General features: G+C 70.8%; 18 protein-coding genes. 9 read left to right on the top strand and 9 right to left on the bottom strand.

All coding sequences use genetic code 11. The features are described from left to right. Positions 1-69: 69 nt before the first annotated feature. The 4 genes from cydD to hisC form a co-directional block, all read right to left on the bottom strand. Positions 70-3735: a thiol reductant ABC exporter subunit CydD gene (cydD, locus tag CP982_RS21295; protein WP_150511993.1), complete on the bottom strand. Its 3666-nt coding sequence runs from the start codon at positions 3733-3735 to the stop codon at positions 70-72. 65 nt (positions 3736-3800) lie between these two features. Continuing rightward, positions 3801-4820, bottom strand: a complete 1020-nt coding sequence (cydB, locus tag CP982_RS21300; protein WP_150511994.1) for a cytochrome d ubiquinol oxidase subunit II — start codon at positions 4818-4820, stop codon at positions 3801-3803. Positions 4821-4835: 15 nt separating this feature from the next. Next, positions 4836-6377 carry a cytochrome ubiquinol oxidase subunit I gene (locus tag CP982_RS21305; protein ID WP_150511995.1) on the bottom strand — a complete coding sequence of 514 codons (1542 nt, stop codon included), beginning with the start codon at positions 6375-6377 and terminating at the stop codon, positions 4836-4838. A gap of 418 nt (positions 6378-6795) precedes the next feature. Beyond that, positions 6796-7875: a histidinol-phosphate transaminase gene (hisC, locus tag CP982_RS21310; protein ID WP_150511996.1), complete on the bottom strand. Its 1080-nt coding sequence runs from the start codon at positions 7873-7875 to the stop codon at positions 6796-6798. 461 nt (positions 7876-8336) lie between these two features. On the opposite strand from hisC, the gene CP982_RS21315 reads away from it, so the two are divergent. From CP982_RS21315 to CP982_RS21325, 3 genes are all read left to right on the top strand, one after another. Further along, entirely contained in the window at positions 8337-9458 is a 1122-nt protein-coding gene (locus CP982_RS21315) for a LacI family DNA-binding transcriptional regulator (protein ID WP_030677002.1), read from the top strand. A gap of 224 nt (positions 9459-9682) precedes the next feature. Then, complete coding sequence (locus CP982_RS21320) at positions 9683-11056, top strand: metallophosphoesterase family protein (RefSeq protein WP_242785949.1); 1374 nt, start codon at positions 9683-9685, stop codon at positions 11054-11056. A 192-nt stretch (positions 11057-11248) separates the two neighbouring features. After that, the gene (locus CP982_RS21325) at positions 11249-12127 is read left to right on the top strand and encodes a hypothetical protein (protein ID WP_150511998.1); all 879 of its coding nucleotides are present in this window, start codon (positions 11249-11251) and stop codon (positions 12125-12127) included. A 173-nt stretch (positions 12128-12300) separates the two neighbouring features. Here CP982_RS21325 and thiC read toward each other — a convergent pair whose 3' ends face one another. Then, positions 12301-14085, bottom strand: a complete 1785-nt coding sequence (gene thiC, locus CP982_RS21330; RefSeq protein WP_150511999.1) for a phosphomethylpyrimidine synthase ThiC — start codon at positions 14083-14085, stop codon at positions 12301-12303. A 209-nt stretch (positions 14086-14294) separates the two neighbouring features. On the opposite strand from thiC, the gene CP982_RS21335 reads away from it, so the two are divergent. Then, a complete protein-coding gene (locus tag CP982_RS21335; RefSeq protein ID WP_229879308.1) occupies positions 14295-15890 on the top strand; it encodes a YibE/F family protein in 1596 nt (531 codons plus the stop codon). Positions 15891-15989: 99 nt separating this feature from the next. Here the strand turns inward: CP982_RS21335 and CP982_RS21340 are convergent, their stop codons facing one another. The 4 genes from CP982_RS21340 to CP982_RS21355 form a co-directional block, all read right to left on the bottom strand. Continuing rightward, positions 15990-16427 carry an SsgA family sporulation/cell division regulator gene (locus CP982_RS21340; protein WP_150512000.1) on the bottom strand — a complete coding sequence of 146 codons (438 nt, stop codon included), beginning with the start codon at positions 16425-16427 and terminating at the stop codon, positions 15990-15992. 101 nt (positions 16428-16528) lie between these two features. Then, positions 16529-17242: an IclR family transcriptional regulator gene (locus CP982_RS21345; RefSeq protein WP_184925175.1), complete on the bottom strand. Its 714-nt coding sequence runs from the start codon at positions 17240-17242 to the stop codon at positions 16529-16531. A gap of 647 nt (positions 17243-17889) precedes the next feature. After that, positions 17890-18117 (bottom strand): DUF5326 family protein, encoded by a 228-nt coding sequence (locus CP982_RS21350; RefSeq protein ID WP_144319867.1) that lies wholly within the window; start codon positions 18115-18117, stop codon positions 17890-17892. A gap of 213 nt (positions 18118-18330) precedes the next feature. Continuing rightward, the gene (locus CP982_RS21355) at positions 18331-18648 is read right to left on the bottom strand and encodes a cupin domain-containing protein (RefSeq protein ID WP_150512002.1); all 318 of its coding nucleotides are present in this window, start codon (positions 18646-18648) and stop codon (positions 18331-18333) included. A gap of 71 nt (positions 18649-18719) precedes the next feature. On the opposite strand from CP982_RS21355, the gene CP982_RS21360 reads away from it, so the two are divergent. From CP982_RS21360 to CP982_RS21380, 5 genes are all read left to right on the top strand, one after another. Then, positions 18720-19100 (top strand): phage holin family protein, encoded by a 381-nt coding sequence (locus tag CP982_RS21360; RefSeq protein ID WP_150512003.1) that lies wholly within the window; start codon positions 18720-18722, stop codon positions 19098-19100. 8 nt (positions 19101-19108) lie between these two features. After that, positions 19109-19642 carry a low molecular weight protein-tyrosine-phosphatase gene (locus tag CP982_RS21365; protein ID WP_150512004.1) on the top strand — a complete coding sequence of 178 codons (534 nt, stop codon included), beginning with the start codon at positions 19109-19111 and terminating at the stop codon, positions 19640-19642. Beyond that, the gene (locus CP982_RS21370) at positions 19639-20847 is read left to right on the top strand and encodes a cystathionine gamma-lyase (RefSeq protein WP_372503390.1); all 1209 of its coding nucleotides are present in this window, start codon (positions 19639-19641) and stop codon (positions 20845-20847) included. The genes CP982_RS21365 and CP982_RS21370 overlap by 4 nt, the downstream gene beginning before the upstream one ends. 262 nt (positions 20848-21109) lie before the next feature. Further along, positions 21110-22015 (top strand): LysR family transcriptional regulator, encoded by a 906-nt coding sequence (locus tag CP982_RS21375; RefSeq protein WP_150512006.1) that lies wholly within the window; start codon positions 21110-21112, stop codon positions 22013-22015. A gap of 59 nt (positions 22016-22074) precedes the next feature. Continuing rightward, positions 22075-22557, top strand: coding sequence for an NUDIX domain-containing protein (locus CP982_RS21380; RefSeq protein ID WP_150512007.1), 483 nt, complete (start codon positions 22075-22077; stop codon positions 22555-22557). Positions 22558-22574 lie beyond the last annotated feature (17 nt).

Here is a 22574-nt window from a genome sequence, read left to right on the forward strand (position 1 = left end):
CCCGGCCCTGTTCCCGGGCCCAGCCCTGTTCCCGAGCCCGGCCCCAGCCCCAGCCCGGGCCCCACGACGTCAGCCCACCGCCTGCGTCAGCAGATCCGCCGCCGCCTCGCGCTCCCGCATCCGCCGCAGCGGCCCGTCGACGGCCACCAGCTCCTCGTACGCGCCCCTCTGCACGACCCGACCGGCCTCCAGGACGACCACCTCGTCAACTTTGTCCAGTCCGGCGAGACGGTGCGTGATGAGCAGCGTCGTCCGCCCTTCGGTGGCCGCGAGCAGATCGGCGGTGAGGGCGTCGGCGGTCGGCAGGTCGAGGTGCTCGGCGGGCTCGTCGAGGACGAGGACGGGGAAGTCCGCGAGGAGCGCGCGGGCCAGCGCGAGCCGCTGCCGCTGGCCTCCGGAGAGGCGGGCCCCGTGCTCGCCGACGAGCGTGTCCAGGCCGTCGGGCAGGGACCGCACCCAGCCGTCGAGCCGGGCCCGCGCGAGGACCCCGTACAGCTCGTCGTCGCTCGCGTCCTTGCGGGCGAGCAGCAGGTTCTCGCGTACGGAGCTGTCGAACACGTGCGCGTCCTGCGCGCACAGGCCGACCAGGCGCCGCACGTCGTCACCGTCGAGCCGGGAGGTGTCGGTGCCGCCGATGGCGTACGTCCCCTCGTACGCGCCCAGGAAGCGCAGCAGGACGTGGGCGAGCGTGGTCTTGCCCGAGCCGGAGGGGCCGACGACGGCGACGCGGCGGCCGCGTTCGAGGGCCAGGGACACGCCCGCGAGCGCGTCCCGCTCCTGCCCCTCGTAGCGGACCCGCAGACCGTCGAGGAGCAGCGGGAAGGGCGACCGGGGCGCCTGGGGCCTCCCGGATCCGAGCGGGGCCGAGGACGCGGGGGCGGGGTCCGGCAGGGGGTCGGGCGCGTCCAGGACCTCGTGGACCCGCTCGGCGCTCTTCTTGACGCGCTGGCGGTACTGCACGGCCAGCGGCAGCCCCATCACGGCCTCGAACGCGGCGAGGGGCGTCAGGACGACCACGGCGAGCGCGACACCGCTGAGCCGCCCGTCGTGCACGCCCTGGACGCCGACGACCGCGGCGGCGGCCACGGTGAGCCCCGTCGCGAGCGCGCCGAGCCCGTCGCCGAGCGCGGTGGCACTGGCCGTCCGGGAGGCGATCCGGGTCAGCTCGGCGTCGGCGTCCCCGACGTGCGCGGTGCGGCGCCGCAGCGCGCCCGCGACCGTCAACTCGGCCGTCCCCGTGAGCAGATCGGCCACCCGGGTGGCGAGCACCCCGCGCGCGGGGGCCAGCTTCCGCTCCGCACGGCGGGCCACGGCGCCGCTCACCAGCGGCACCCCGACCCCGGCGACCAGCAGCCCGACGGCGAGCACCGCGCCTGCCTCCGGCAGCAGCCAGGCGGTGAAGCCGACCGCTCCGACGCTCACGACCGCGGCGGCGCCCACCGGAAGGAGCCAGCGCAGCCAGTAGTCCTGGAGCGCGTCCACGTCGGCGACGAGCCGGGACAGCAGGTCACCGCGGCGCGTACCGCGCAGGCCCGCGGGCGCGAGGTGCTCGAGGCGGCGGAACACGGTGACCCGCATGTCGGCCAGCATCCGCAGCACCGCGTCGTGCGACACCAGGCGCTCGGCGTAGCGGAAGCAGGCACGCCCGATGCCGAAGGCACGGGTCGCCGTGACGGCGATCATCAGATGCATCACGGGCGGCTGCTCCGAGGCCCGCGAGATCAGCCAGCCGGAGGTGGCCATCAGGCCGACGGCGCTGCCGAGCGCGAGGCTGCCGAGCAGCAGCGCGAGGGCGAGTCGGCCCCGCCGGACCCGGGCCACGCCCCGCACCCGAGCCAACACCCCGCCGCCCGAACGGCCTTCTGCCCACCGGTCCTCAGTCGCGGGGAGCACCGAGTCGCCACCGTGACCGGCTACCGCTTCCTCGCCGGGGCCGGGGGCGGCCGGGTCGCTCAGAGACCGGGAGACGCCCGCACCGCCGCCGACTGCCTGGGCACCGCCCCCGGCGGCCTGGACGCCGTCCCCACCCCCCTGAGCACCGCCCACGGCCACCCGCGCACCACGCCCAGCCACCGAGCCACCGTTCCGCCCGACGTCCACCCGGTCCACCCGGTCCACCCGAACCACCCGGTCCGCGACCGCCAACAGCGCGGGCCGGTGCACGACAAGCACCACGGTCCGCCCCACCGCAAGGCGCCGAACCGCCTCGACCACCTCTGCCTCGGTCGCCCCGTCGAGCGCGGCGGTCGGCTCGTCGAGCAGCACCACGGACCGGTCCGCGAGGAACGCCCGCGCCAGAGCGACCCGCTGCCGCTGCCCGGCGGAGAGCCCCGCCCCGTCCTCGCCGAGGGCGGTCTCCGCCCCGAGCGGCAGGGCGTCCACGAACTCCAGCGCCCCAGCCGCCCGCAGGGCCTCCCGCACGGCCGTGTCATCCGCGTCCGGCCGCGCGAGCCGTACGTTGTCGGCGATGGACCCCGCGAAGAGGTGCGGCCGCTGCGGCACCCACGCCACCTGCTCCCGCCACCGCTCCAGAGACACGTCCGCCAGGTCCGCTGCGCCGATCCGCACCCGCCCCCCGGTGGGCTCGACGAAGCCGAGCAGCGCGGTCAGAAGGGTCGACTTGCCGGAGCCGCTGGGCCCGACCAGGGCCACGGTCTCCCCACGTCCGACGGTGAACGAGACCTCGCTGACGGCGTCCACCGCCCGGCCCGGATAGCGGACGCTCAGGTTCTCCACGTGCAGCGGGCCCGCGGGCACCGGCCCGCTCCCCCCGGCCGGAACGGGCGTCTCCAGAACCTCGAAGATCTCCTCCGCCGCGGCCAGCCCCTCCGCCGCCGCGTGGTACCGCGCCCCTACCTGCCGCAGCGGCAGATACGCCTCGGGCGCGAGGATCAGAATGACCAGGCCGTCGTACAGCGCCATGTCGCCGTGGACGAGCCGCATGCCGATGGTGACCGCCACCAGGGCCACGGAGATGGTGGCGAGCAGCTCCAGGGCGAACGACGACAGGAAGGCGATGCGCAGCGTCCGCATGGTCGCCCGCCGGTACTCGCCGGTGATCTTGCGGATCGCCTCGGCCTGCGCCTTGGCACGGCCGAACACCTTGAGCGTCGGCAACCCCGCGACCACGTCCAGGAAGTGCCCCGAAAGCCGCGAGAGGAGCCGCCACTGGCGGTCCATCCGGGCCTGGGTCGCCCAGCCGATCAGGATCATGAAGACCGGGATCAGCGGCAGCGTGCCGGTGATGATGGCCGCCGACACCCAGTCCTCGGTGACGACGCGTGCGAGCACCGCCACCGGGACCACCACCGCGAGCCCGAGCTGCGGCAGATAGCGCGAGAAGTAGTCGTCGAGCGCGTCCACTCCCCGGGTGGCCAGGTTGATCAGCGAGCCCGTCCGCTGACCGGTCAGCCACCCGGGCCCCAGCGCCCCCGCCCGCTCGACGAGCCGACGCCGCAGCTCCGACTTGACCGCCGCGCTGGCCCGGTGCGCGGCGAGTTCGGTCAGCCAGGCCACGATCCCCCGGCCCACGGCCACCGCGGTGAGCAGCAGGATCGGGGTGCGCAACTCGCCCACCGCAAGCCCCTGCTGGAAGGAGCCCACCACGATCTCGGCGACGAGCATCGCCTGGGCCACGACGAGCCCCGCCCCGGCGAGGCCGAGAGCCACCACCGCGGCCAGGAAGAAGCGGGTGGCACGGGCGTACCGGAGCAGGCGCGGGTCGATCGGTTTCACGTGAAACACACCCTCCCAAGGACCGGGGAAGCAGGGCCAGTTGCCGCGGCGGACGCGGTCATGGGCTAGTGGGCGCCGCCGACCGGGAGGTCGGGAGCGATGTGCTGCGTACCGATGCGCTTGCGGAACACCCAGTACGTCCACGACTGGTAGAGCAGCACGATGGGCGTCGCGATGCCCGCGCACCAGGTCATGATCTTCAGGGTGTAGGGCGTCGACGAGGCGTTGGTGACCGTGAGGCTCCAGTCCTCGTTCAGCGACGACGGCATGACGTTCGGGAAGAGCGTCAGGAAGAGCATCGCGACGGCGGCGACGATCGTGACGCCGGACAGGGCGAATGACCAGCCTTCACGGCCGAGTCGGATCGCCCCGATGGCGGCCACGAGCGCCACGACGGCGACGATCAGCGCGGCCAGGCTCTTGCCGTCGCCGTTGTCCAGCTGCGTCCAGATCAGGAAGCCGAGCGCGAGCGCCGCCGTGACGAGCCCGAGCACGACCGCGAGCTTGCGGGCCCGCATCCGGATGTCACCCACCGTCTTGAGCGCCGTGAACACCGTGCCGTGGAAGGTGAAGAGCGTCAGCGTGACCAGACCGCCGAGGATCGAGTACGGGTTGAGCAGGTCCCAGACGTTGCCCACGTACTCCTTCTGCGCGTCGATCTTCACGCCGCGCACGATGTTGCCGAAGGCCACACCCCACAGGAACGCCGGGAGCAGCGACGTCCAGAAGATCGCGTGTTCCCAGTTGGTCTGCCAGCGCTCCTCGGGCCGCTTCGCCCGGTACTCGAAGGCGACACCGCGCACGATCAAGGAGATCAGGATGAGCAGCAGCGGCAGATAGAAGCCGGAGAAGAGCGTCGCGTACCACTCGGGGAAGGCGGCGAAGGTCGCGCCGCCCGCCGAGAGCAGCCAGACCTCGTTGCCGTCCCAGACGGGACCGATGGTGTTGATGAGCACCCGCTTCTCGGTCCGGTCACGGGCGAGCAGCTTGGTGAGGACTCCGACCCCGAAGTCGAAGCCTTCGAGGAAGAAGTAGCCGATCCACAGGACGGCGATCAGGACGAACCAGACGTCGTGCAGTTCCATGTGCGCCCAGCTCCTTTAGTACGAGAAGGCCATGGGCCGGTCGGCATCGTCATCGGCGTCCTTGCCGGTGCCGCCACCGGGCGGACCGCCGATCTTGGTGGGCGGGTTGAGGTCGGCGTCGGTGAGCTCGGGCGGGCCCTTCCGCACGTACTTGAGCAGCAGCCTGACCTCGATCACGGCGAGGATCGCGTAGATCAGCGTGAAGACGATCAGTGAGGTGAGCACCTCGCCCTGCGAGACACCGGGGGAGACCGCGTCCTCGGTCTTCAGGACGCCGTAGACCACCCAGGGCTGTCGGCCCGTCTCGGTGAAGATCCAGCCCCAGGCGGTGCCGATGAGCGGGAAGATCAGCGTCCACTGCGACAGGCGCCACCACCAGTTGCCGAGCTTCGGCGCCAGCTCCTTGTTCTTGGTGAGCATCAGCTTCGGCACTTCCTCGTCGCCCGTGCGGTGCTCCGGGGCGAGCCACACCTTCCGCCGGGTGAGCCAGAGTCCGGCGGTGCACAGGGCCATCGAGACGCCGCCGAAGCCGATCATCCAGCGGTAGGACCAGTAGGCGGTGGGGATGTTCGGCCGGTAGTCACCGGGGCCGAACTTGTCCTGCGCCTCCTTGTTGAGGTCGTTGATGCCGGGGATCTCCGCGCTGAAGTTGTTCTTGGCGAGGAAGGAGAGGACACCGGGGATCTCTATGGCGACCTCGTTGTGGCCCTTGGCGACATCTCCGTAGGCGAACAGCGAGAACGGGGCGGGCTTCTCGGACTCCCACAGGGCCTCTGCGGCCGACATCTTCATCGGCTGCTGCTCGTACATGACCTTGCCGAGGGTGTCGGCGCTGATCACGGTGAGCAGGGTGCCGACGAACGCGGTCACCAGGCCGAGCCGCAGCGACATCCGCATCGTGCGGACGTGCCGCTTCTTGCGCAGGTGGAAGATGGCGATGCCGGTCATGAACGCGCCGCCGACCAGGATGGTCGCCGCGATGACGTGGAAGAAGTTGACGAGCGTCGTCTCCTGGAACAGCACCTTGGCGAAGTCGGTGAGCTCGGCGCGCTTCTTGCCGTCCCGCTCGACGATCTTGTAGCCCACCGGGTGCTGCATAAAGGCGTTCGCGGCGATGATGAAGTACGCCGAGAGGATCGTGCCGATCGACACCATCCAGATCGTCGCGCAGTGCAGCTTCTTCGGGAGCTTGTCCCAGCCGAAGATCCACAGACCGATGAAGGTCGACTCGAAGAAGAAGGCGATCAGGGCCTCGAAGGCCAGCGGAGCGCCGAAGACGTCGCCGACGAACCGTGAGTAGTCGGACCAGTTCATGCCGAACTGGAACTCCTGCACGATGCCGGTGACGACGCCCATCGCGATGTTGATCAGGAACAGCTTGCCCCAGAACTTGGTGGCTCTGAGGTAGTGCTCCTTGCCCGTCCGCACCCAGGCGGTCTCAAGGATCGCCGTGAGGGCGGCCAGGGAGATCGTCAGGGGGACGAAGAGGAAGTGGTAGACGGTGGTGATGCCGAACTGCCATCGCGCCAGTGTTTCCGGCGCCAGTGCCAGGTCCACGTCGACTTCTCCTTACATGCCGTTGTCATAGCGGCAGTTTGCCCCTTATGTCATAGACAACTGCGGAGCAAGTGGGACACGCTTGTGAACGCGTTCACATTCACAAGCATTATGTCGTACTGCCTTGCGAGGCTTGAAAGGGGGGTCCCGTTACCGCAGGGAACGGGGTAGGCGACGTGATCGCGGGTGGGGCCGTTCGGCCCTGTCATGGCGGGCCACAGGGGCCGTACGGCTGCCGTTCGGCCCTGGCGCGGCCCGCGCGAGGCTCCGCCACCCGGACGGGCATCTCTGCTGTGACCTGGGCGAATGCCATCTCGCGGGCGCTTGCGAGCCTCTCGGCCGCAACAAGAACGCCCCGCGCGGACACAGCGGTCCACGCGGGGCGTCAGGGCCGGACCGAGCAGATCCGGCCGGAGGCCTAGAGCTCCTTGCGGAACGCCTCCGCCACCTTCAGGAAGATGTCGTTGGCCTCCACCTCACCGATCGTGACGCGGACGCCCTCGCCGGGGAACGGCCGCACGGTGACGCCGGCCTGCTCGCACACCCCGGCGAAGTCCACGGTCCGGTCGCCGGTCCGCAGCCACACGAAGTTCGCCTGCGTGTCCGGCACCGTCCAGCCCTGCGTCCGCAGCCCCTCCAGGACGCGCGTGCGCTCGCCGACCAGCACCCCGACCCGGCCGAGCAGCTCGTCCTCCGCCCGCAGCGAGGCCACCGCCGCGTCCTGGGCGAGCTGGCTGACCCCGAAGGGCACCGCCGTCTTGCGCAGCGCGGCCGCCACCGGCTCGTGCGCGATCGCGAAGCCGACGCGCAGACCCGCGAGGCCGTACGCCTTGGAGAAGGTCCGCAGGACGCAGACGTTCGGCCGGTCGCGGTAGAGCTCGATCCCGTCCGGGACCTCCGGATCCCTGACGAACTCGCGGTAGGCCTCGTCGAGCACCACCAGGATGTCGCTCGGCACCGCGTCGAGGAAGCGCTCGAGCTCGGCCTTGCGGACCGCGGTGCCGGTCGGGTTGTTGGGGTTGCAGACGAAGATCAGGCGGGTGCGGTCGGTGATGGCCGCCGCCATCGCGTCGAGGTCGTGCACCTCCCCGGAGGTCAGCGGCACCCGCACCGACGTGGCCCCGCTGATCTGCGTGATGATCGGGTACGCCTCGAAGGACCGCCAGGCGTAGATCACCTCGTCACCGGGGCCCGACGTGGCCTGGATCAGCTGCTGGGCGACGCCCACGGATCCGGTGCCCGTCGCCACGTGCGACACCGGCACCCCGAACCGGTCGGCCAGCTCGCTCATCAGGCCCGTACAGGCCATGTCCGGGTACCGGTTGAAGGACCGCACGGTCTCCATCGCGGTCTCGAGCACGCCCGGCAGCGGCGGATAGGGGTTCTCGTTGGAGGACAGCTTGTACGCCTGCTGGCCCTCGGCCGCGGCGGGCTTGCCCGGCTTGTAGGTGGGAATGCCCTCCAACTCGGCGCGCAGCCTCGGGCTCGTCTCGCTCACCGCGGTCCTCCTCGTGATCATCCGGCCTTCAATGATTCTCACCTTATGAGGATTCGCGGCCGCTGCGAATGGCCTGGCCGTCCCAATCAGCGCGTACGCCGTCCCGAGCGGCCGTCCCACGGGCATCTCACGGGCATCCCACGGTCATCCCACGGAGCGTCCGGGGCGCGGCCCGGCTCACGCCCGCCGCGCACGAACCCAGGGGGCGCCCCCAGCGGACGCGCGCGCCGGTGGCTCACTCCGTGGCGCGCATCACCCGTCAAGGTGAGTTGAGACCTCTTCGAGACCTCGCCCATTTGGCAGGCCCCCATGCGACGACAAGGGGGCGATGCCGAGACACGCGCCCAACTCCCTTGCAATCCAAGGTCATTGAGGGAAAATCGCCATGCAGAATCGTGCCTGTCAACGGGTGAATATGCGCCCGCACTACCCACCCCCATGAGCCCTACTATCGGCTCGCCATGACAGCAGCAGGGAAGCACCAGGTGAGCCGAGCGGAGACCGCCCGCCGGGGCAACCGGCAGAGCCGAGCCGGCATCAGAGACGTCGCCGCCGCAGCCGGTGTCTCCATCACGACGGTCTCCGACGCCCTCAACGGCAAAGGGCGACTGCCCGATGCCACTCGACGCCATGTCCGCGAGGTCGCCGACCGCCTCGGCTATCGACCGTCGGCAGCCGCCCGAACACTCCGTACCGGCAAATCGGGCCTCATCGGCCTGACCGTGACGACGTACGGGGATGAACCTTTCACCTTCACCGAGTTCGCGTACTTCGCGGAGATGGCGAGAGCCGCCACCTCCGCGGCGCTCGCCCGGGGCTACGCCCTGGTCATCCTGCCCGCGACCTCGCGCCGCAGCCCCGTCGACGTCTGGTCGAACGTGGCGCTCGACGGCACCGTCGTCGTCGACCCCTCCGACCACGACCCCGTGGTCAGCGAGCTGGTCCGGCAGGGCCTGCCGGTGGTCTCCGACGGCCGCCCGGCGGGGTCCCTACCGGTCACGGCCTGGGTCGACAACGACCACGAGGCCGCGGTCCTGGAGATCCTCGAACACCTCGCCGCGGCCGGTGCCCGCCGCATCGGCCTGCTCACCGGCACCACCACCGACACGTACACCCATCTGTCCACCACCGCCTATCTGCGCTGGTGCGAGCGCGTCGGCCAGGACCCGGTGTACGAGTCCTACCCCGCGCACGACCCGTGCGCGGGCGCCGTCGCCGCCGACCGGCTGCTCGCCCGGCCGGACCGGCCCGACGCCGTCTACGGCCTGTTCGACCCGAACGGGACCGATCTGCTCGCCGCGGCCCGCCGCTACGGCCTGCGCGTACCGGACGACCTGTTGCTCGTGTGCTGCAGCGAGTCGACCGTGTACGCCACCACCGAGCCGCCCATCACCACGCTCTCGCTGAAGCCCCGCCGCATCGGCACCGCCGTGGTCCAGCTCCTCATCGACGCCATCGAGGGCCTGGACACCGGCCGACCCGTCGAGCAGGTGATACCGACCGAGCTGATCGTGCGCACCTCGTCCGAGCGACGCCCCCCGCGCACAACCGTCAGTCCGCCCCGCGCCCCCGGCCACGGCTGACCGCCGACGCTCCCGACCACGGGCCCGGGGCCATCGCCTCAGGCCCGTGGCCTGCGGGGAAACCTCGGGCCAATTCGGGAGAAAACCGTGGTGAACTGGCTCTCCCCATCGATTCACCACCCCTGGTGCACCACACAGCGACAGCCGCATTCCTATGATGGGCGGACGACACCGCGGGCCGCTGCGACCAGGCAGTCCGATCCCGGTGCAGATGCGGCGCAATGGTGGTGGAGGGGTCGATGACTCAGGGGGCCGGTCAGGGACCCGAGGTGCGGACGGCGACGCTGCGCGACTTCCGCGTACCCGCGTACGTGTACGAAGGCGTCCGCGAGACCGGCAACCAGGCCGCCGAACACGGCGACCGGGCCGCCGCCGAGCAGGAACAGACCGCCGCCCAGGCGCCCGCCGCCGGGCAGGGCCCCGGCCCCGCCCAGGGGCAGTTCCCCACCGGACACGCTCCGCAGGCCCAGCGGGCCCCGTACGCCCCCCAGACTCCCTCCGGGGCGCCGGGCTCCACCCCGCCGCGGATTCCCGCACAGCCGGGCGCCGGGCGCCACGCGCACGCCCCCGAGGCCCAGGCGCACCCGATGGCCGCGCAGGCCCCCGCGCCCGTGCCGCAGGCCATGACGGCCCCGGCCCACCCGGGCGCGGCGGGCGAGATGCCCGCCGGCTACACCCCCACCGAGCGCGACCTGCCCGTCATCAACCGCGGGGACACCGTGCAGGTCGAGGTGCGCGAGATGCCCGAGCCGCCGCCCGCCCCCGGCGGGGACGAGCTCGGTCCGCTCTACGTCGTGGGCGACGTCCACGGCTATCTGGACGAGCTGGTCGCGGCGCTCCAGGCCGAGGGACTCATCGACGCCGACCTCACCTGGTGCGCGGGCAACACCCGGCTGTGGTTCCTCGGCGACTTCACCGACCGCGGGCCCGACGGCATCGGCGTCATCGACCTCGTGATGCGCCTGTCCGCCGAGGCCGCCGCCGCGGGCGGCTACTGCAAGGCGCTCATGGGCAACCACGAGCTGCTGCTCATCGGCGCCAAGCGCTTCGGCGACACCCCGGTCAACTCGGGCGCGGGCACCGCCACGTTCCAGGCCGCCTGGCTCCTGAACGGCGGGCAGAAGACAGACATGGAGCGCCTGGAGGACCACCACCTCCAGTGGATGGCCCGCCTCGACGCCATCGAGGAGGCGGACGGGCACCTGCTCGTGCACTCCGACACCACCGCGTACCTCGACTACGGCGACTCGATCGAAGAGGTCAACGACACCATCCGCGAGGCGCTCACGCGCAACGACGCCGACGAGTACTGGGACCTGTTCCGCAAGTTCACCAAGCGCTTCGCCTTCCGCGACGACTCCGGCCCGGCCGCCGTGCGCGAACTCCTCGACGTCTACGGCGGCAGCCGCATCGTCCACGGTCACAGCCCCATCCCGTACCTCCTGGGCGAGGTCGGCTCCGAGTACGACGGGGACGACGACGGCCGCCCGGTCATCGAGGGACCGCACGTCTACGCCGACGGCCTGGCCATCGCCATGGACGGCGGAGTGACCATGGCCGGAAAGCTACTGGTCTGTCAGCTGCCACTGGCTAACTGAGCGTTCACCGGGCAAGGGCACGAGTAAGCACGTCGATACAGGATCTCGCTGGCCAGCGGGCCAATTCTGGAAACCCCCTGTCACCGCGTGCCGTCACGGCTCTACCATCGCTCTATCCGTAGCAGGCTCCCCTCCGTTTCTGCCCGACGGCTCGTGATCCTGCGAGCCCCAAGCCCTACGGAGCATCGGGGGATGCACATGAACAGCGCTCCACACCTGCTCAATGAGGACCGCCCCGAATACGCGCGGATCCTCGATGAGGCGCTGCGCACCGCACCGAACCGCCCGGAGCTGGCCGCGGTGGGCCAGCGACTCAACCCCGAGCAGCTGCGCACCATGGCTCTCAACGCCACCGCACTGATCACGGCCGCAGCAGCGACCGAATACCGCCAATATGTGAAGGTCCGTGAGGATCTGCGCGACTCCGGACGCTCCACGTCTCCATCCATCCGTGAAGGGAACGGTTCCAGCTCCACCCCGGCCGAATCCAGTTCCGGCGGCGTCGGCCTCGCCACGATGGGCGAGGTCACCGAGACCGCCGGTGCCGGAGCGGTCGCCGTGATCGCGGTCCTCGCGCCGGTCCTCGCCGGAGCGGCCGCCGCGATCTTCCTTCTCGTCGGCTACATCCTGAAGATGCTCAACCCCGAGCCCGCCTTCGCGGACACCCTGCTCACCGCCGGGTGGCTGTTCGGCGCGCTCACTGCGGGCGCCATCCTGGTCGCCGCGGTCGGCCTGCTCCTGACCGCCCTGCGCAACGGCTCCACCTCCCTCCAGGCAGGCTCGCACGACGAGCGGAACGCGGAGGTGGAACGGGCCAGGGAAGCCTGGAGCCGGGCTCTCCTGGAGCGCGGCATCCTGCCGTTCCTGCGGGAGGCACTCGCGGACCCGGGCGGGCCGCCCGCACCCAGGGCGCCCTCGACCGGACCGACCGGGCGCATGCCGCAACTCGGCTATCACAGGCCGGGCTTCAGCAGCCCCGACAGCGGCTCCACCACGGGCACCCGGCCGAGCTACTCCAGCCCGGACTTCTCCAGCCCGGACTACGGCGGCCCCGAGCACCGGCCCGAGTAACCCGACGGACGTCATCCGGTCGCCGCCAGGCGACGGGAGCGGCCCGGTCGCCCCCAGGCGACGGGGCCACTCCGGGACGGGCGACCGGCCCCCGCGCAGGGCGCGCCAGGCCCCCGCCCCGGCGCGCCAAGAGGCCGCTCCGCCCTGCCCGTACGCGCCCGTCCGGCCCTCGGTCAGTCGGCGATGGGCAGATAGACCCGGTTCCCCGCGGCCGCGAACTCCGCGGACTTCTCCGCCATGCCCTGCTCGATCTCGGCCTGCGTGCCCCCGTGCTCCCTGCGGATGTCCTGGGAGATCTTCATCGAGCAGAACTTCGGCCCGCACATCGAGCAGAAGTGCGCCGTCTTCGCGGGCTCCGCGGGCAGCGTCTCGTCGTGGAACTCACGGGCCGTCACCGGGTCGAGCGCCAGGTTGAACTGGTCCTCCCAGCGGAATTCGAAGCGCGCGTCCGAGAGCGCGTCGTCCCAGTCCTGCGCGCCCGGGTGCCCCTTGGCGAGGTCCGCCGCGTGCGCCGCGATCTTGTACGTGATGACGCCGGTCTTCACGTCGTCGCGGTTGGGCAGGCCGAGGTGCTCCTTCGGCGTGACGTAGCAGAGCATCGCCGTGCCCCACCAGCCGATCATCGCGGCGCCGATGCCGGACGTGATGTGGTCGTACGCGGGCGCGATGTCCGTGGTCAGCGGGCCGAGCGTGTAGAACGGCGCCTCCTCGCAGATCTCCTGCTGGAGGTCGATGTTCTCCTTGATCTTGTGCATCGGGACATGGCCCGGGCCCTCGATCATGGTCTGCACGTCGTGCGCCTTGGCGATCTTGTTCAGCTCGCCGAGGGTCTCCAGCTCGGCGAACTGCGCGCGGTCGTTGGCGTCCGCGATGGAGCCGGGCCTGAGGCCGTCACCGAGCGAGTACGTGACGTCGTACGCCGCGAGGATCTCGCAGAGCTCCTCGAAGTGCTCGTACAGGAAGCTCTCCTTGTGGTGCGCGAGGCACCAGGCCGCCATGATCGAGCCGCCGCGCGAGACGATGCCCGTCTTGCGGTTCGCGGTGAGCGGGACGTACGGCAGGCGGACGCCCGCGTGCACCGTCATGTAGTCCACGCCCTGCTCGGCCTGCTCGATGACCGTGTCCTTGTAGATCTCCCAGGTCAGCTCCTCGGCCTTGCCGTCGACCTTCTCCAGGGCCTGGTAGAGCGGCACGGTGCCGATGGGGACGGGGGAGTTGCGCAGGACCCACTCGCGGGTCGTGTGGATGTTGCGGCCGGTGGACAGGTCCATGACCGTGTCGGCGCCCCACTGGGTCGCCCACGTCATCTTGTCCACCTCCTCCTCGATGGAGGAGGTGACCGCGGAGTTGCCGATGTTGGCGTTGACCTTCACCAGGAACTTCTTGCCGATGATCATCGGCTCGATCTCCGGGTGGTTCACATTGGCCGGGAGCACCGCGCGCCCCGCCGCGATCTCGTCGCGGACGACCTCGGGCGCCATGCTCTCCCGGATCGCCACGTACTCCATCTCCGGAGTGATCTCCCCGCGGCGCGCGTACGCGAGCTGCGTCACCGCCTGCCCGGCGCGGGCGCGGCGCGGCTGGCGCGGGCGGCCGGGGAAGACCGCGTCGAGGTTGCGCAGGCCGCCGCGGGGCGAGGTGTGCTTGATGCCGTCGTCCTCGGGGCGGGCGGGGCGGCCCGCGTACTCCTCGGTGTCGCCGCGGCCGATGATCCAGTTCTCCCGCAGGGGGGTGAGCCCCCTGCGCACGTCGGTGTCGATCTCCGGGTCCGTGTACGGCCCCGAGGTGTCGTACAGGGTCACGGCCTTGCCGTTGGTGAGGTGCACCTGGCGGACCGGCACGCGCAGATCGGGGCGCGAGCCCTCGATGTACGCCTTGTGCCAGCCGGTGGACTTCCCGGCTCCGCTCGGGCTCTCGCCCTGGTCGGAGACAGGCGTGCGTGTGTCCGATGTGGTCATGAGACCTACTCCCTACGCCGGCATTACCCGGTAACAGGTTCGGCGGTCGACGCAGCGGCTTCCGTACGGTCCGATTCCCGTTCGTACGGAGGTCAGCGCCCTCTCAGCCCGGTGCTCCGAGCTCCCGCGTGTGCAAAGGTGCCTCCACGCTAGCGTCATATCGGGCGCGGTGAACAGAGGGCCCCCGCCGTTCTTGCGATGATCGGGCCGTGACCACCACAGAGCCCCCCACACCGCCGCCCCCGCCGGAGCCGCCGGGTCCTCATGGCCACGGGCCTGGCCACGGCCATGGACACGGGCACAGCCACGCGCACAGCCACGGCCCGGCCGCGCCCGTCTCCCGGCATCTGCGCAAGGTCATCGCCGCCGTCCTGATCCCCTTCGCCACGGCCGTCCTCGTCGGCCTCGTGGTGCTCTGGCCCGGCGGCACCCCCGACCACGAACGCACCGGCGTCGGCTTCGACCGGCAGACCCAGTCGGCCACCGTGGCGAAGGTGGACACGCTCCCCTGCGAGGACGTGAACGCCTCGCAGACCCCGCCCAACGGCGACACCTCCACCCCCGAGGGCCAGTCCGCGCAGTCGCGCGCCAAGGGCACCTGCAAGAAGGCCACGATCAAAGTGACCAGCGGCCCGGACAAGGGCTACACCTTCACGGAGATCGTCCAGCCGGACTCCCCCCGGCAGCTGAAGCAGGGCCAGGGCGTGGTGGTCGCCTACGAGCCCAAGGCGCCCAAGGGCCTGCAGTATTCGATCGCCGACGTGAACCGCAAAGTCCCGATGGCCCTGCTCGCCGGCATCTTCGCCCTGGCCGTCGTCGTGGTGGGACGGCTGCGCGGCGTCATGGCTCTGGTCGCCCTCGCGGTGAGCTTCCTGATCCTGACCTTCTTCATCCTCCCGGCGATCCTGCAGGGCTCGAACCCCCTGGTCGTCGCGGTCATCGGGGCGAGCGCCATCATGCTGATCGCGCTCTATATGTGCCACGGCCTGACAGCGCGTACGTCGGTCGCGGTGCTCGGCACCCTGATCTCCCTCCTCCTCATCGGCCTGCTCGGCTCGCTCTTCATCGGCTGGGCCTCCCTGACCGGCAACACGGACGACAACACCGGTCTGATTCACGGCCTTTACCCGGACATCGACATGAGCGGCCTGCTGCTCGCGGGCGTCATCATCGGCTCCCTCGGCGTGCTCGACGACGTCACCGTCACCCAGACCTCCGCGGTCTGGGAACTGCACCAGGCCAACCCGACGATGGGCTGGCGCGGTCTGTACCGTGCGGGCATCCGCATCGGCCGCGACCACATCGCCTCGGTCGTGAACACCCTGGTCCTCGCCTACGCGGGTGCCGCTCTCCCCCTTCTGCTGCTCTTCTCCATCGCCCAGAGCAGCGTGGGCACCGTGGCCAACAGCGAGCTGGTCGCCGAGGAGATCGTCCGTACGCTGATCGGCTCGATCGGTCTCGTCGCCTCCGTCCCCGTCACCACCGCGCTCGCCGCCCTCGTCGTCTCCGCCGACCGGCAGGGCCCGGCGGCGGCACCGGGCACCGCGGGCGCGGCCTCCTCGCACCCGGCAGGCCCGGGCGGAGCGGTGGGGCCCGGTGGGCCGGGTGACCTGGGTGGTCCGGGCGGCCCGGGTGGCCCAGGTGGCCCAAGTGGACCCGGCGGGCCAAGTGGACCGGGCGGGCCGACCGGGGCCGAGGGCGTGGGCCCCGCAGGGCCCGCCGGTGTCGCCTCGCCCCGCACGGGCGCCTCCCCGGCCCGCCCACGCCTCACCCGCGGCGGCACAGGCCGCCGTCGAAAACCCTGAACCCCCCTCACCTGACGGGCCCTTGCCCGCCCTCCCGGTCACTCACCGTGAAAAGCACCAATCCGCCATCACGCGTCCCGCCCGAGTGCCGAGCGGCACTCAGCCCGCGCTCTGCTCCTCCGCGAGGATGCGGTACAGCGCCTCGTCCAGATGCGTGTCGAAGTCGGCCAGCGTCCGCTCCTGCCCCAGCGGCACCAGCCTGTCCGTCCGGTCGAGGAAGGCAAGGAGCGGCGGAATCCCCACCTTGAACAAGGCCTGGTCACCCCCCACTTGAAGCCTGATGACCGCCTCGTCGAGATCGTCGGGGCCGGTGGGCGCGATGTGCACATCGCCGTCGCCGCAGGCCCTGCCCACCCCGTCCACCAGCAGCTCCCGCCCGAAGGCCCAGGTCACCGGGGCGTCGCCGGGCAAGTGGAAGGTCAGCCGCACGGCGTAGGGATCACACGTCTCGTACCGCAGCTCCACCGGGATCCGGAACGAGAGATCCTCCGACACAAGGAAGCTCATCATGACCTCTGCCTGGACCGACTCGCGCATCGCCGCCTACCCCGTCATTAGCCTTCCGTGGCCAGGAACCAACTCCCTGACACTCGTGTCATCTTGCTCAACGTACACATCAGATCACAAGGAGTGAGTTTTCAGATGCTGATAGAGAAGGCGAGTGTCCTTAGTAGCTTTCCGAGCTCGCCCTGCAAGACGCGTGCCGCGGGCATCAACCGGTCCGCCTGACCCGACGGCACGGAGATGGCCATCGTGGCCGCCGTGGTCCCCACCGTGATCGGAATCGCGGCACAGACCGTCCCCAGCGCGTACTCCTGGTGCTCCACCACCGGTGTCATCCGCCCCAGCGCGTCCAGCCTGCGCAGCAACGTCCGTTCGTCACGCACCGTGTTCGGCGTGAGCGACCGCACCGGGTGGCGGTCGAGGTGCTCGCGCCGCGCCTCGTCGTCGAGCTGGGCCAGCAGGCACTGCCCGATCGCATGGGCGTGACCGGTCTCGCGGAAGTCGGCCCACTCCTCGACGGCCGGATTGCCCGAGGTGTCGGCGATGGAGACGACCTCGATCTCTCCGTCGCGGTAGATGGCGAAGTACACCGGCACACCGATGGCATCCCGCCAGTGCGCCAGCACATCACCGATCATGGAGCGCCGGTTCTGCTGCGCCGCGCTGGCCCCCAGCCGCTCCGCCGCCTCACCGAGCACGAACACCCCGTGCTCCCGGCGCAGATAGCCTTCGTGGGTCAGCGTCCTCAGCAAGTGGTACGCCGTCGGGAGCGCGAGCCCGGACTCACGGGCCAACTGCTTCGCGGGCGCCCCGTCCGGGTGGGACGCGGCGGCCTCGAGCAGCCGCATCGCCCGCTGCACGGAGCCGATCAGCGTCGGGCCGACTCCGGTTGAGCCGGTGTCCGCCGCAGTCGACTCCGCCGAAGCGGAAGTCGAGCCGTTCCCGCACGTGTTGGCTTCGCGTGCGGGGGCGGTGGCGTGGTGGGAAGTGTGTGGGGGTGAGGCGTCAACCGTGGCCATGGGTCACTCCCGGTGCACATGGGGGTCCACCCGTGTCGGGGATACACGGGAGGGGGCAGTGGTCCCGCCTGCGGGGGCGGCCCCGCGTCGGTTTTCGGACTCTAACCCTTGGCCACCGCTCCGGGGCTCCGCGTGGGGAAACTTCCCCCTCGGGAGGGAATCGCGGCGGTCTTCACCTGCCGGTGTGCGAGGACTTCGCAGATCTGTGGGTAGCAGCCCTTGTCGGCCTACTGCTGGGCCCCCTCAGCCTGTTGCCGCGCGCCCTCGCTCTGGCGTGCTGCGTGTCCCCCTCGGTCCGCCGGCTGTTCCCTCGGTCCGCCGGCTGTTCCCTCGGTCCGCTGGGTGTCCCCTCGGCCTGCTGGGTGTCCCCTCGGCCTGCTGCCAGTCCCCCTCTGCTCGCTGCGGGAGTCCACATCGGCGCGGGCGACACTCACCGGGCGACATGCGCCAAGCTCATCGAGCAGCCTGCGCCGCGCTCACCAGTCGGCGTGCGACGAGCCCCGGGACGAAGGCGAGCGGGATATGAACTTCCGCACTATGTAGATCAGTCCGCCGACCAGGGCCACGAAGAGCAGCGCCTTGAAGAGCAGGGTGAACACGAAGCCGATGACACTCGCTATCAGCCCCCCGAACACGACCAGAGCGACGATCGGCACCGCGACCCACTTCACCCACCACGGCATACCCGCGAAGATCTCTCGCATTGCCTCGCCCTTTCCCGTTTCTCCATCACTGCGTTCGGTTCTCCGCCTCTGCGCGGATTCCTTGTGTCTCGCATTCGATGCTAGGACGGAAAGAGCCCGTTCGGGGCCGCGAGATCCCTTGTCCGCCCCTGACTCGTCCCCTAGGGAACCCAGGGGCCCCGACCCTGATCAACCCCCGTCCCCAAGACGGGGCCAGGCCGAAAGCCGGGCCGGTCACCGCTCCGGCGGCGAGAACACGACGAGTACCCGCAGGTCCTCGGTGATGTGGTGGAACTTGTGCGGCACCCCGGCCGGGACGTACACCACGCTGCCCCGCGCCACCGACGTCGTCTCCATCCCCACGGTGATCGACGCACGGCCACTGACGATCATGTACACCTCATCCTGACGATGAGGCTGCTGCGGATCGGTCTCCCCGGCGTCCAGCGCGTAGAGCCCGACCGACATGTTCCGCTCCCGCAGAAACTGCAGATACGCGCCGTCGTTCGCGGCTCGCTCCGCTTCCAGCTCGTCCAGTCGGAATGCCTTCATCGCTCTTGTGCGCCCCTTGCCCCAGGTCGTGGACCGACCGCTGCTGACCTACGTCTGCCACGATCAGACACATGAAGAATTTCGTAGTCAAGACGATCGCCAACGCGGTGGCCCTCGCCGTCGCGGTCTGGCTGCTCGACAAGATCACGCTCACCGGCGACAGCACGGGCGAGAAGGCGCTCACGCTGATCGTCGTCGCCCTGCTCTTCGGTCTGGTGAACTTCCTGGTCAAGCCCGTCGTACAGGTGCTCACCTTCCCGCTGTTCATTCTGACGCTCGGCCTGATCACACTGGTGGTCAACGCCTTGATGCTGCTCCTGACGTCGTGGCTCGCCGACAAACTGGACGTCAGCTTCCACGTCGAGGGCTTCTGGACCGCGGTGTTCGGTGGCCTGATCATTTCGATCGTCTCCTGGGCGCTGAACGTCGCCCTGCCCGACCACAAGGACTGAGCCGCCCCATGGCCTCCTCCGCCCCGTCGTCCCGTCCCGCCACCGCGCCGTTCAGCGTCTGCTTCGTGTGCACCGGCAACATCTGCCGCTCGCCCATGGCCGAGTCGGTGTTCCGCGCCCTGGTGCGCGACGCGGACCTCGACGGCCTCGTCCTGGTGGACAGCGCGGGCACCGACGGCTGGCACGAAGGGGACGAGGCCGATCCGCGCACCGTCGCCGTCCTCGCGTCGGCGGGCTTCGACACCGCGCACGCGGCCCGTCAGTTCCAGGCAGGCTGGTTCGCGCGGCTCGACCTGGTGGTCGCGCTCGACCGCGGCCACCAGCGCGCCCTGCGCCGTCTGGCACGGACTCCCCAGGACGCCGACAAGGTGCGCCTGCTGCGCTCCTTCGACCCCTCGGCCGTAGCGGCCGGCGACCTCGACGTCCCGGATCCGTACTACGGGGACTTCGTGGGCTTCGAGGAGTGCCTGAAGATGGTCGAAGCGGCGTGCGAGGGTCTGCTCGACGTCGTACGGGACACGGTGGAAGGGCGGCCGGAATGACGGAGTCGGAGCGCATACGGGCAACGGGTGCGGGCCCCGCACGAGCGGTGGGAGCCGACGCCGGCACGGGCCCTTCAGCGGCCAAGGGCCCCGGCGACGGCACGCGCGCCGTGCGAGCCGGGCTTCCCGAGCCCGTGAAGCACGAGCCGACGCTGCCGGGGCCGGTCTTCGCCGCGCACTTCCATCTGCCCGGCGACCCCACGGGCCCGTACACCTACGGCCGCGACGAGAACCCGACCTGGACGCTCCTGGAGCGGGCCATCGGGGAGCTCGAAGCCCCTGGCGGCGGGGCGGAGACACTGGTCTTCGCCTCCGGGATGGCCGCGATCTCCGCGGTGCTCTTCTCCCAGCTCCGCACCGGCGACGCCGTGGTGCTGCCGAACGACGGCTACCAGGCGCTGCCCCTGGTCCGTGAGCAGCTCGCCGCGTACGGCATCGAGGTCCGCACCGCGCCCACGGCCGGCGACGCGCAGCTCGACGTCCTCGACGGCGCCCGGCTGCTGTGGCTGGAGACCCCGTCGAACCCCGGCCTCGACGTCTGTGACGTACGCCGTCTCGCCGACGCGGCACACGCGCGTGGCGCCCTGGTGGCCGTCGACAACACCCTTGCCACTCCGCTCGGACAGCGCCCGCTCGACCTCGGCGCCGACTTCTCCGTGGCCAGCGGCACCAAGCAGCTCACCGGCCATGGCGACCTGCTGCTCGGATACGTGACCTGCCTGGATGCCGAGCGCGCGGCCGCCGTGCGGCGCTGGCGCAAGATCGTCGGTGCCATTCCGGGACCCATGGAGGCCTGGCTCGCGCACCGCTCGCTCGCCACGCTCCAGCTGCGGGTCGACCGGCAGAACGCGAACGCCCTGGCTCTCGCCGAGGCGCTGCGCGGCCATCCCGACGTGACCGGCCTGCGCTACCCGGGTCTGCCCGACGACCCCTCGTACAAGGTCGCGGAGCGGCAGATGCGGCGCTTCGGGTGCGTGGTGTCGTTCGCACTGCCCTCACGCGCGCGTGCGGATCGCTTCCTCGAAGCGCTGCGGTTCGTGGACGATGCGACGAGTTTCGGAGGCGTACGTTCCACGGCCGAGCGGCGCGGCCGCTGGGGCGGGGACGCCGTTCCGGAAGGTTTCATCCGCTTCTCGGCCGGGGCTGAGGACGGCGAGGACCTGGTGGCCGATGTGCTGCGTGCGCTGGACGAGACGGCGGACTGATGCCCTCCGGGCGCCCTCCATCGCCTGACCAAGGCACTTCCCGCGTATCGGGCCCCGGTAGCGGGCGTCGGGGCTACGCACATCGGACGGTCCGAGCCTCCCCCCTCGTGGCTCGGACCGCCCTCGGTTCTGCGCGCGAAGAACCGCGCGAACAAGGCTAGTTGACTCTGTGTCAGTGTCCAATCACAGTAGCGACAGCAACCTATCGACAAATTTATAGTTGGGCTGCGCCGGGGGCCGTCACGGAGGAGAGGGAGACACCATGGATCTGGCCCTGTTGCGCACATTCGTCACGGTGCACCGGGCCGGCTCCTTCACGCGTGCCGCGGCCCTCCTCGGTCTCTCCCAGCCCGCGGTGACCTCTCAGATCCGCACGCTGGAGCGCCAGCTGGGCCGCCCGCTCTTCCTGCGCCAGGCCCGCGGCGTCACACCGACGACCATCGGCGACGAGCTCGCCCACAAGGCCGCCCCGCACCTCGACGCGCTCGTGGAGATCGCCGAGGCCGGGCTCGACGAGGACTCGTCCGTCCGCACCCTGCACCTCGCGGGACCGCCCGAGTTCACGGCGGAGCGGGCTCTTCCGACGCTGACCGCGCTGACCGGCGCCGATGGGCAGGGCTTCGCCCTGCGCGCGTCGTTCGGCAACGCCGAGGAGGTCCTGGAGGGGCTCGCCGCCGGGCACCACGACCTGGCCATCACCACCGCCCGCCCCCGTGGCGCGCTGCTCACCGCGACACCGCTCTGCGACGAGGAGCACGTCCTGGTCGCGGCACCGCGCTGGGCCGCCCGCATCGGCCCCGGCAAACTGCGCCGCAAGGGTGCCCTGACGGTGGAGAACCTGCCGGTCGTGGAGGTTCACGAGTCGCTGCCGCTCGTCGCCCGCTACTGGGCCGCCGTCTTCGACTCCCGCCCGGCCGCGGCGGGCGCCGTCATCGTGCCGGATCTGCGGGCCGTACTGGCATGTGTCATCCAGGGCGCCGGACTCGCGGTCCTGCCCCGCTATCTGTGCGCGCCCGCCCTGGAGCGGTGCGAGGTCGTGGCACTGCTCGACCCCGCGGTGCCGCCCCTGCGCACCTATTTCCTCGTCGTACGCACCGGCACACTCGCCATGCCGCACATCGCGCGGGCGCACGAGTGGCTGCTGCGTGCTGCGGTCGACTGGGCGTAAGGCGAGCCCCGACTGGTTCACGATGTTTCACGTGGAACAGTCCGGGCCACATTTCCCCCATGACCGTCCGACCAGTGGTCAAGCGCACCGCACGTGCCGTCCTCCTGGACGGGGACAATCTGATCCTCATCAAGCGGACCAAGCCAGGCGTGGATCCGTACTGGGTCACTCCCGGCGGCGGGGTGGAAGCCGAGGACGCGACGGTGGTGGACGCGCTCCACCGCGAAGTGCACGAGGAACTCGGCGCCAAGATCATTGATGTGGTGCCGTGCTTCGTCGACACGGTCGAGCACATCGGTGAGGACGGCGGCGCCACCGGCGTGAAGGTCCAGCACTTCTTCGTCTGCCGTCTGGAGTCCATGGACCCGGGCCAGCGGCACGGCCCCGAGGTCGAGGAGCCGAGCGGCGAGTACGAGATCGTCCGGGTGCCGTTCACCCGTGTCGGGATCGCCTCGGTCCATCTGGTGCCGTTGTCACTACGGCACTATCTGGACGGCAACATCGAGGGCGTACGCGCGATGCACGCGCCTGACCTGGGCTGAAGCTCTGGGCTCGGGCT

Source organism: Streptomyces spectabilis, from assembly GCF_008704795.1.
In the GTDB taxonomy this organism is placed as follows: domain Bacteria; phylum Actinomycetota; class Actinomycetes; order Streptomycetales; family Streptomycetaceae; genus Streptomyces; species Streptomyces spectabilis.

Bases quoted from the DNA above. Each gene is read 5' to 3' on its own strand.
- CP982_RS21315 (WP_030677002.1), top strand. From the start codon at position 8,337: ATGACAGCAGCAGGGAAGCACCAGGTGAGCCGAGCGGAGACCGCCCGC.
- CP982_RS21370 (WP_372503390.1), top strand. From the start codon at position 19,639: ATGACGGAGTCGGAGCGCATACGGGCAACGGGTGCGGGCCCCGCACGA.
- CP982_RS21340 (WP_150512000.1), bottom strand. From the start codon at position 16,427: ATGCGCGAGTCGGTCCAGGCAGAGGTCATGATGAGCTTCCTTGTGTCG.
- thiC (WP_150511999.1), bottom strand. From the start codon at position 14,085: ATGACCACATCGGACACACGCACGCCTGTCTCCGACCAGGGCGAGAGC.
- cydB (WP_150511994.1), bottom strand. From the start codon at position 4,820: ATGGAACTGCACGACGTCTGGTTCGTCCTGATCGCCGTCCTGTGGATC.
- CP982_RS21355 (WP_150512002.1), bottom strand. From the start codon at position 18,648: ATGAAGGCATTCCGACTGGACGAGCTGGAAGCGGAGCGAGCCGCGAAC.
- CP982_RS21380 (WP_150512007.1), top strand. From the start codon at position 22,075: ATGACCGTCCGACCAGTGGTCAAGCGCACCGCACGTGCCGTCCTCCTG.
- CP982_RS21375 (WP_150512006.1), top strand. From the start codon at position 21,110: ATGGATCTGGCCCTGTTGCGCACATTCGTCACGGTGCACCGGGCCGGC.
- CP982_RS21325 (WP_150511998.1), top strand. From the start codon at position 11,249: ATGCACATGAACAGCGCTCCACACCTGCTCAATGAGGACCGCCCCGAA.
- CP982_RS21350 (WP_144319867.1), bottom strand. From the start codon at position 18,117: ATGCGAGAGATCTTCGCGGGTATGCCGTGGTGGGTGAAGTGGGTCGCG.
- CP982_RS21360 (WP_150512003.1), top strand. From the start codon at position 18,720: ATGAAGAATTTCGTAGTCAAGACGATCGCCAACGCGGTGGCCCTCGCC.
- CP982_RS21345 (WP_184925175.1), bottom strand. From the start codon at position 17,242: ATGCGGCTGCTCGAGGCCGCCGCGTCCCACCCGGACGGGGCGCCCGCG.
- CP982_RS21365 (WP_150512004.1), top strand. From the start codon at position 19,109: ATGGCCTCCTCCGCCCCGTCGTCCCGTCCCGCCACCGCGCCGTTCAGC.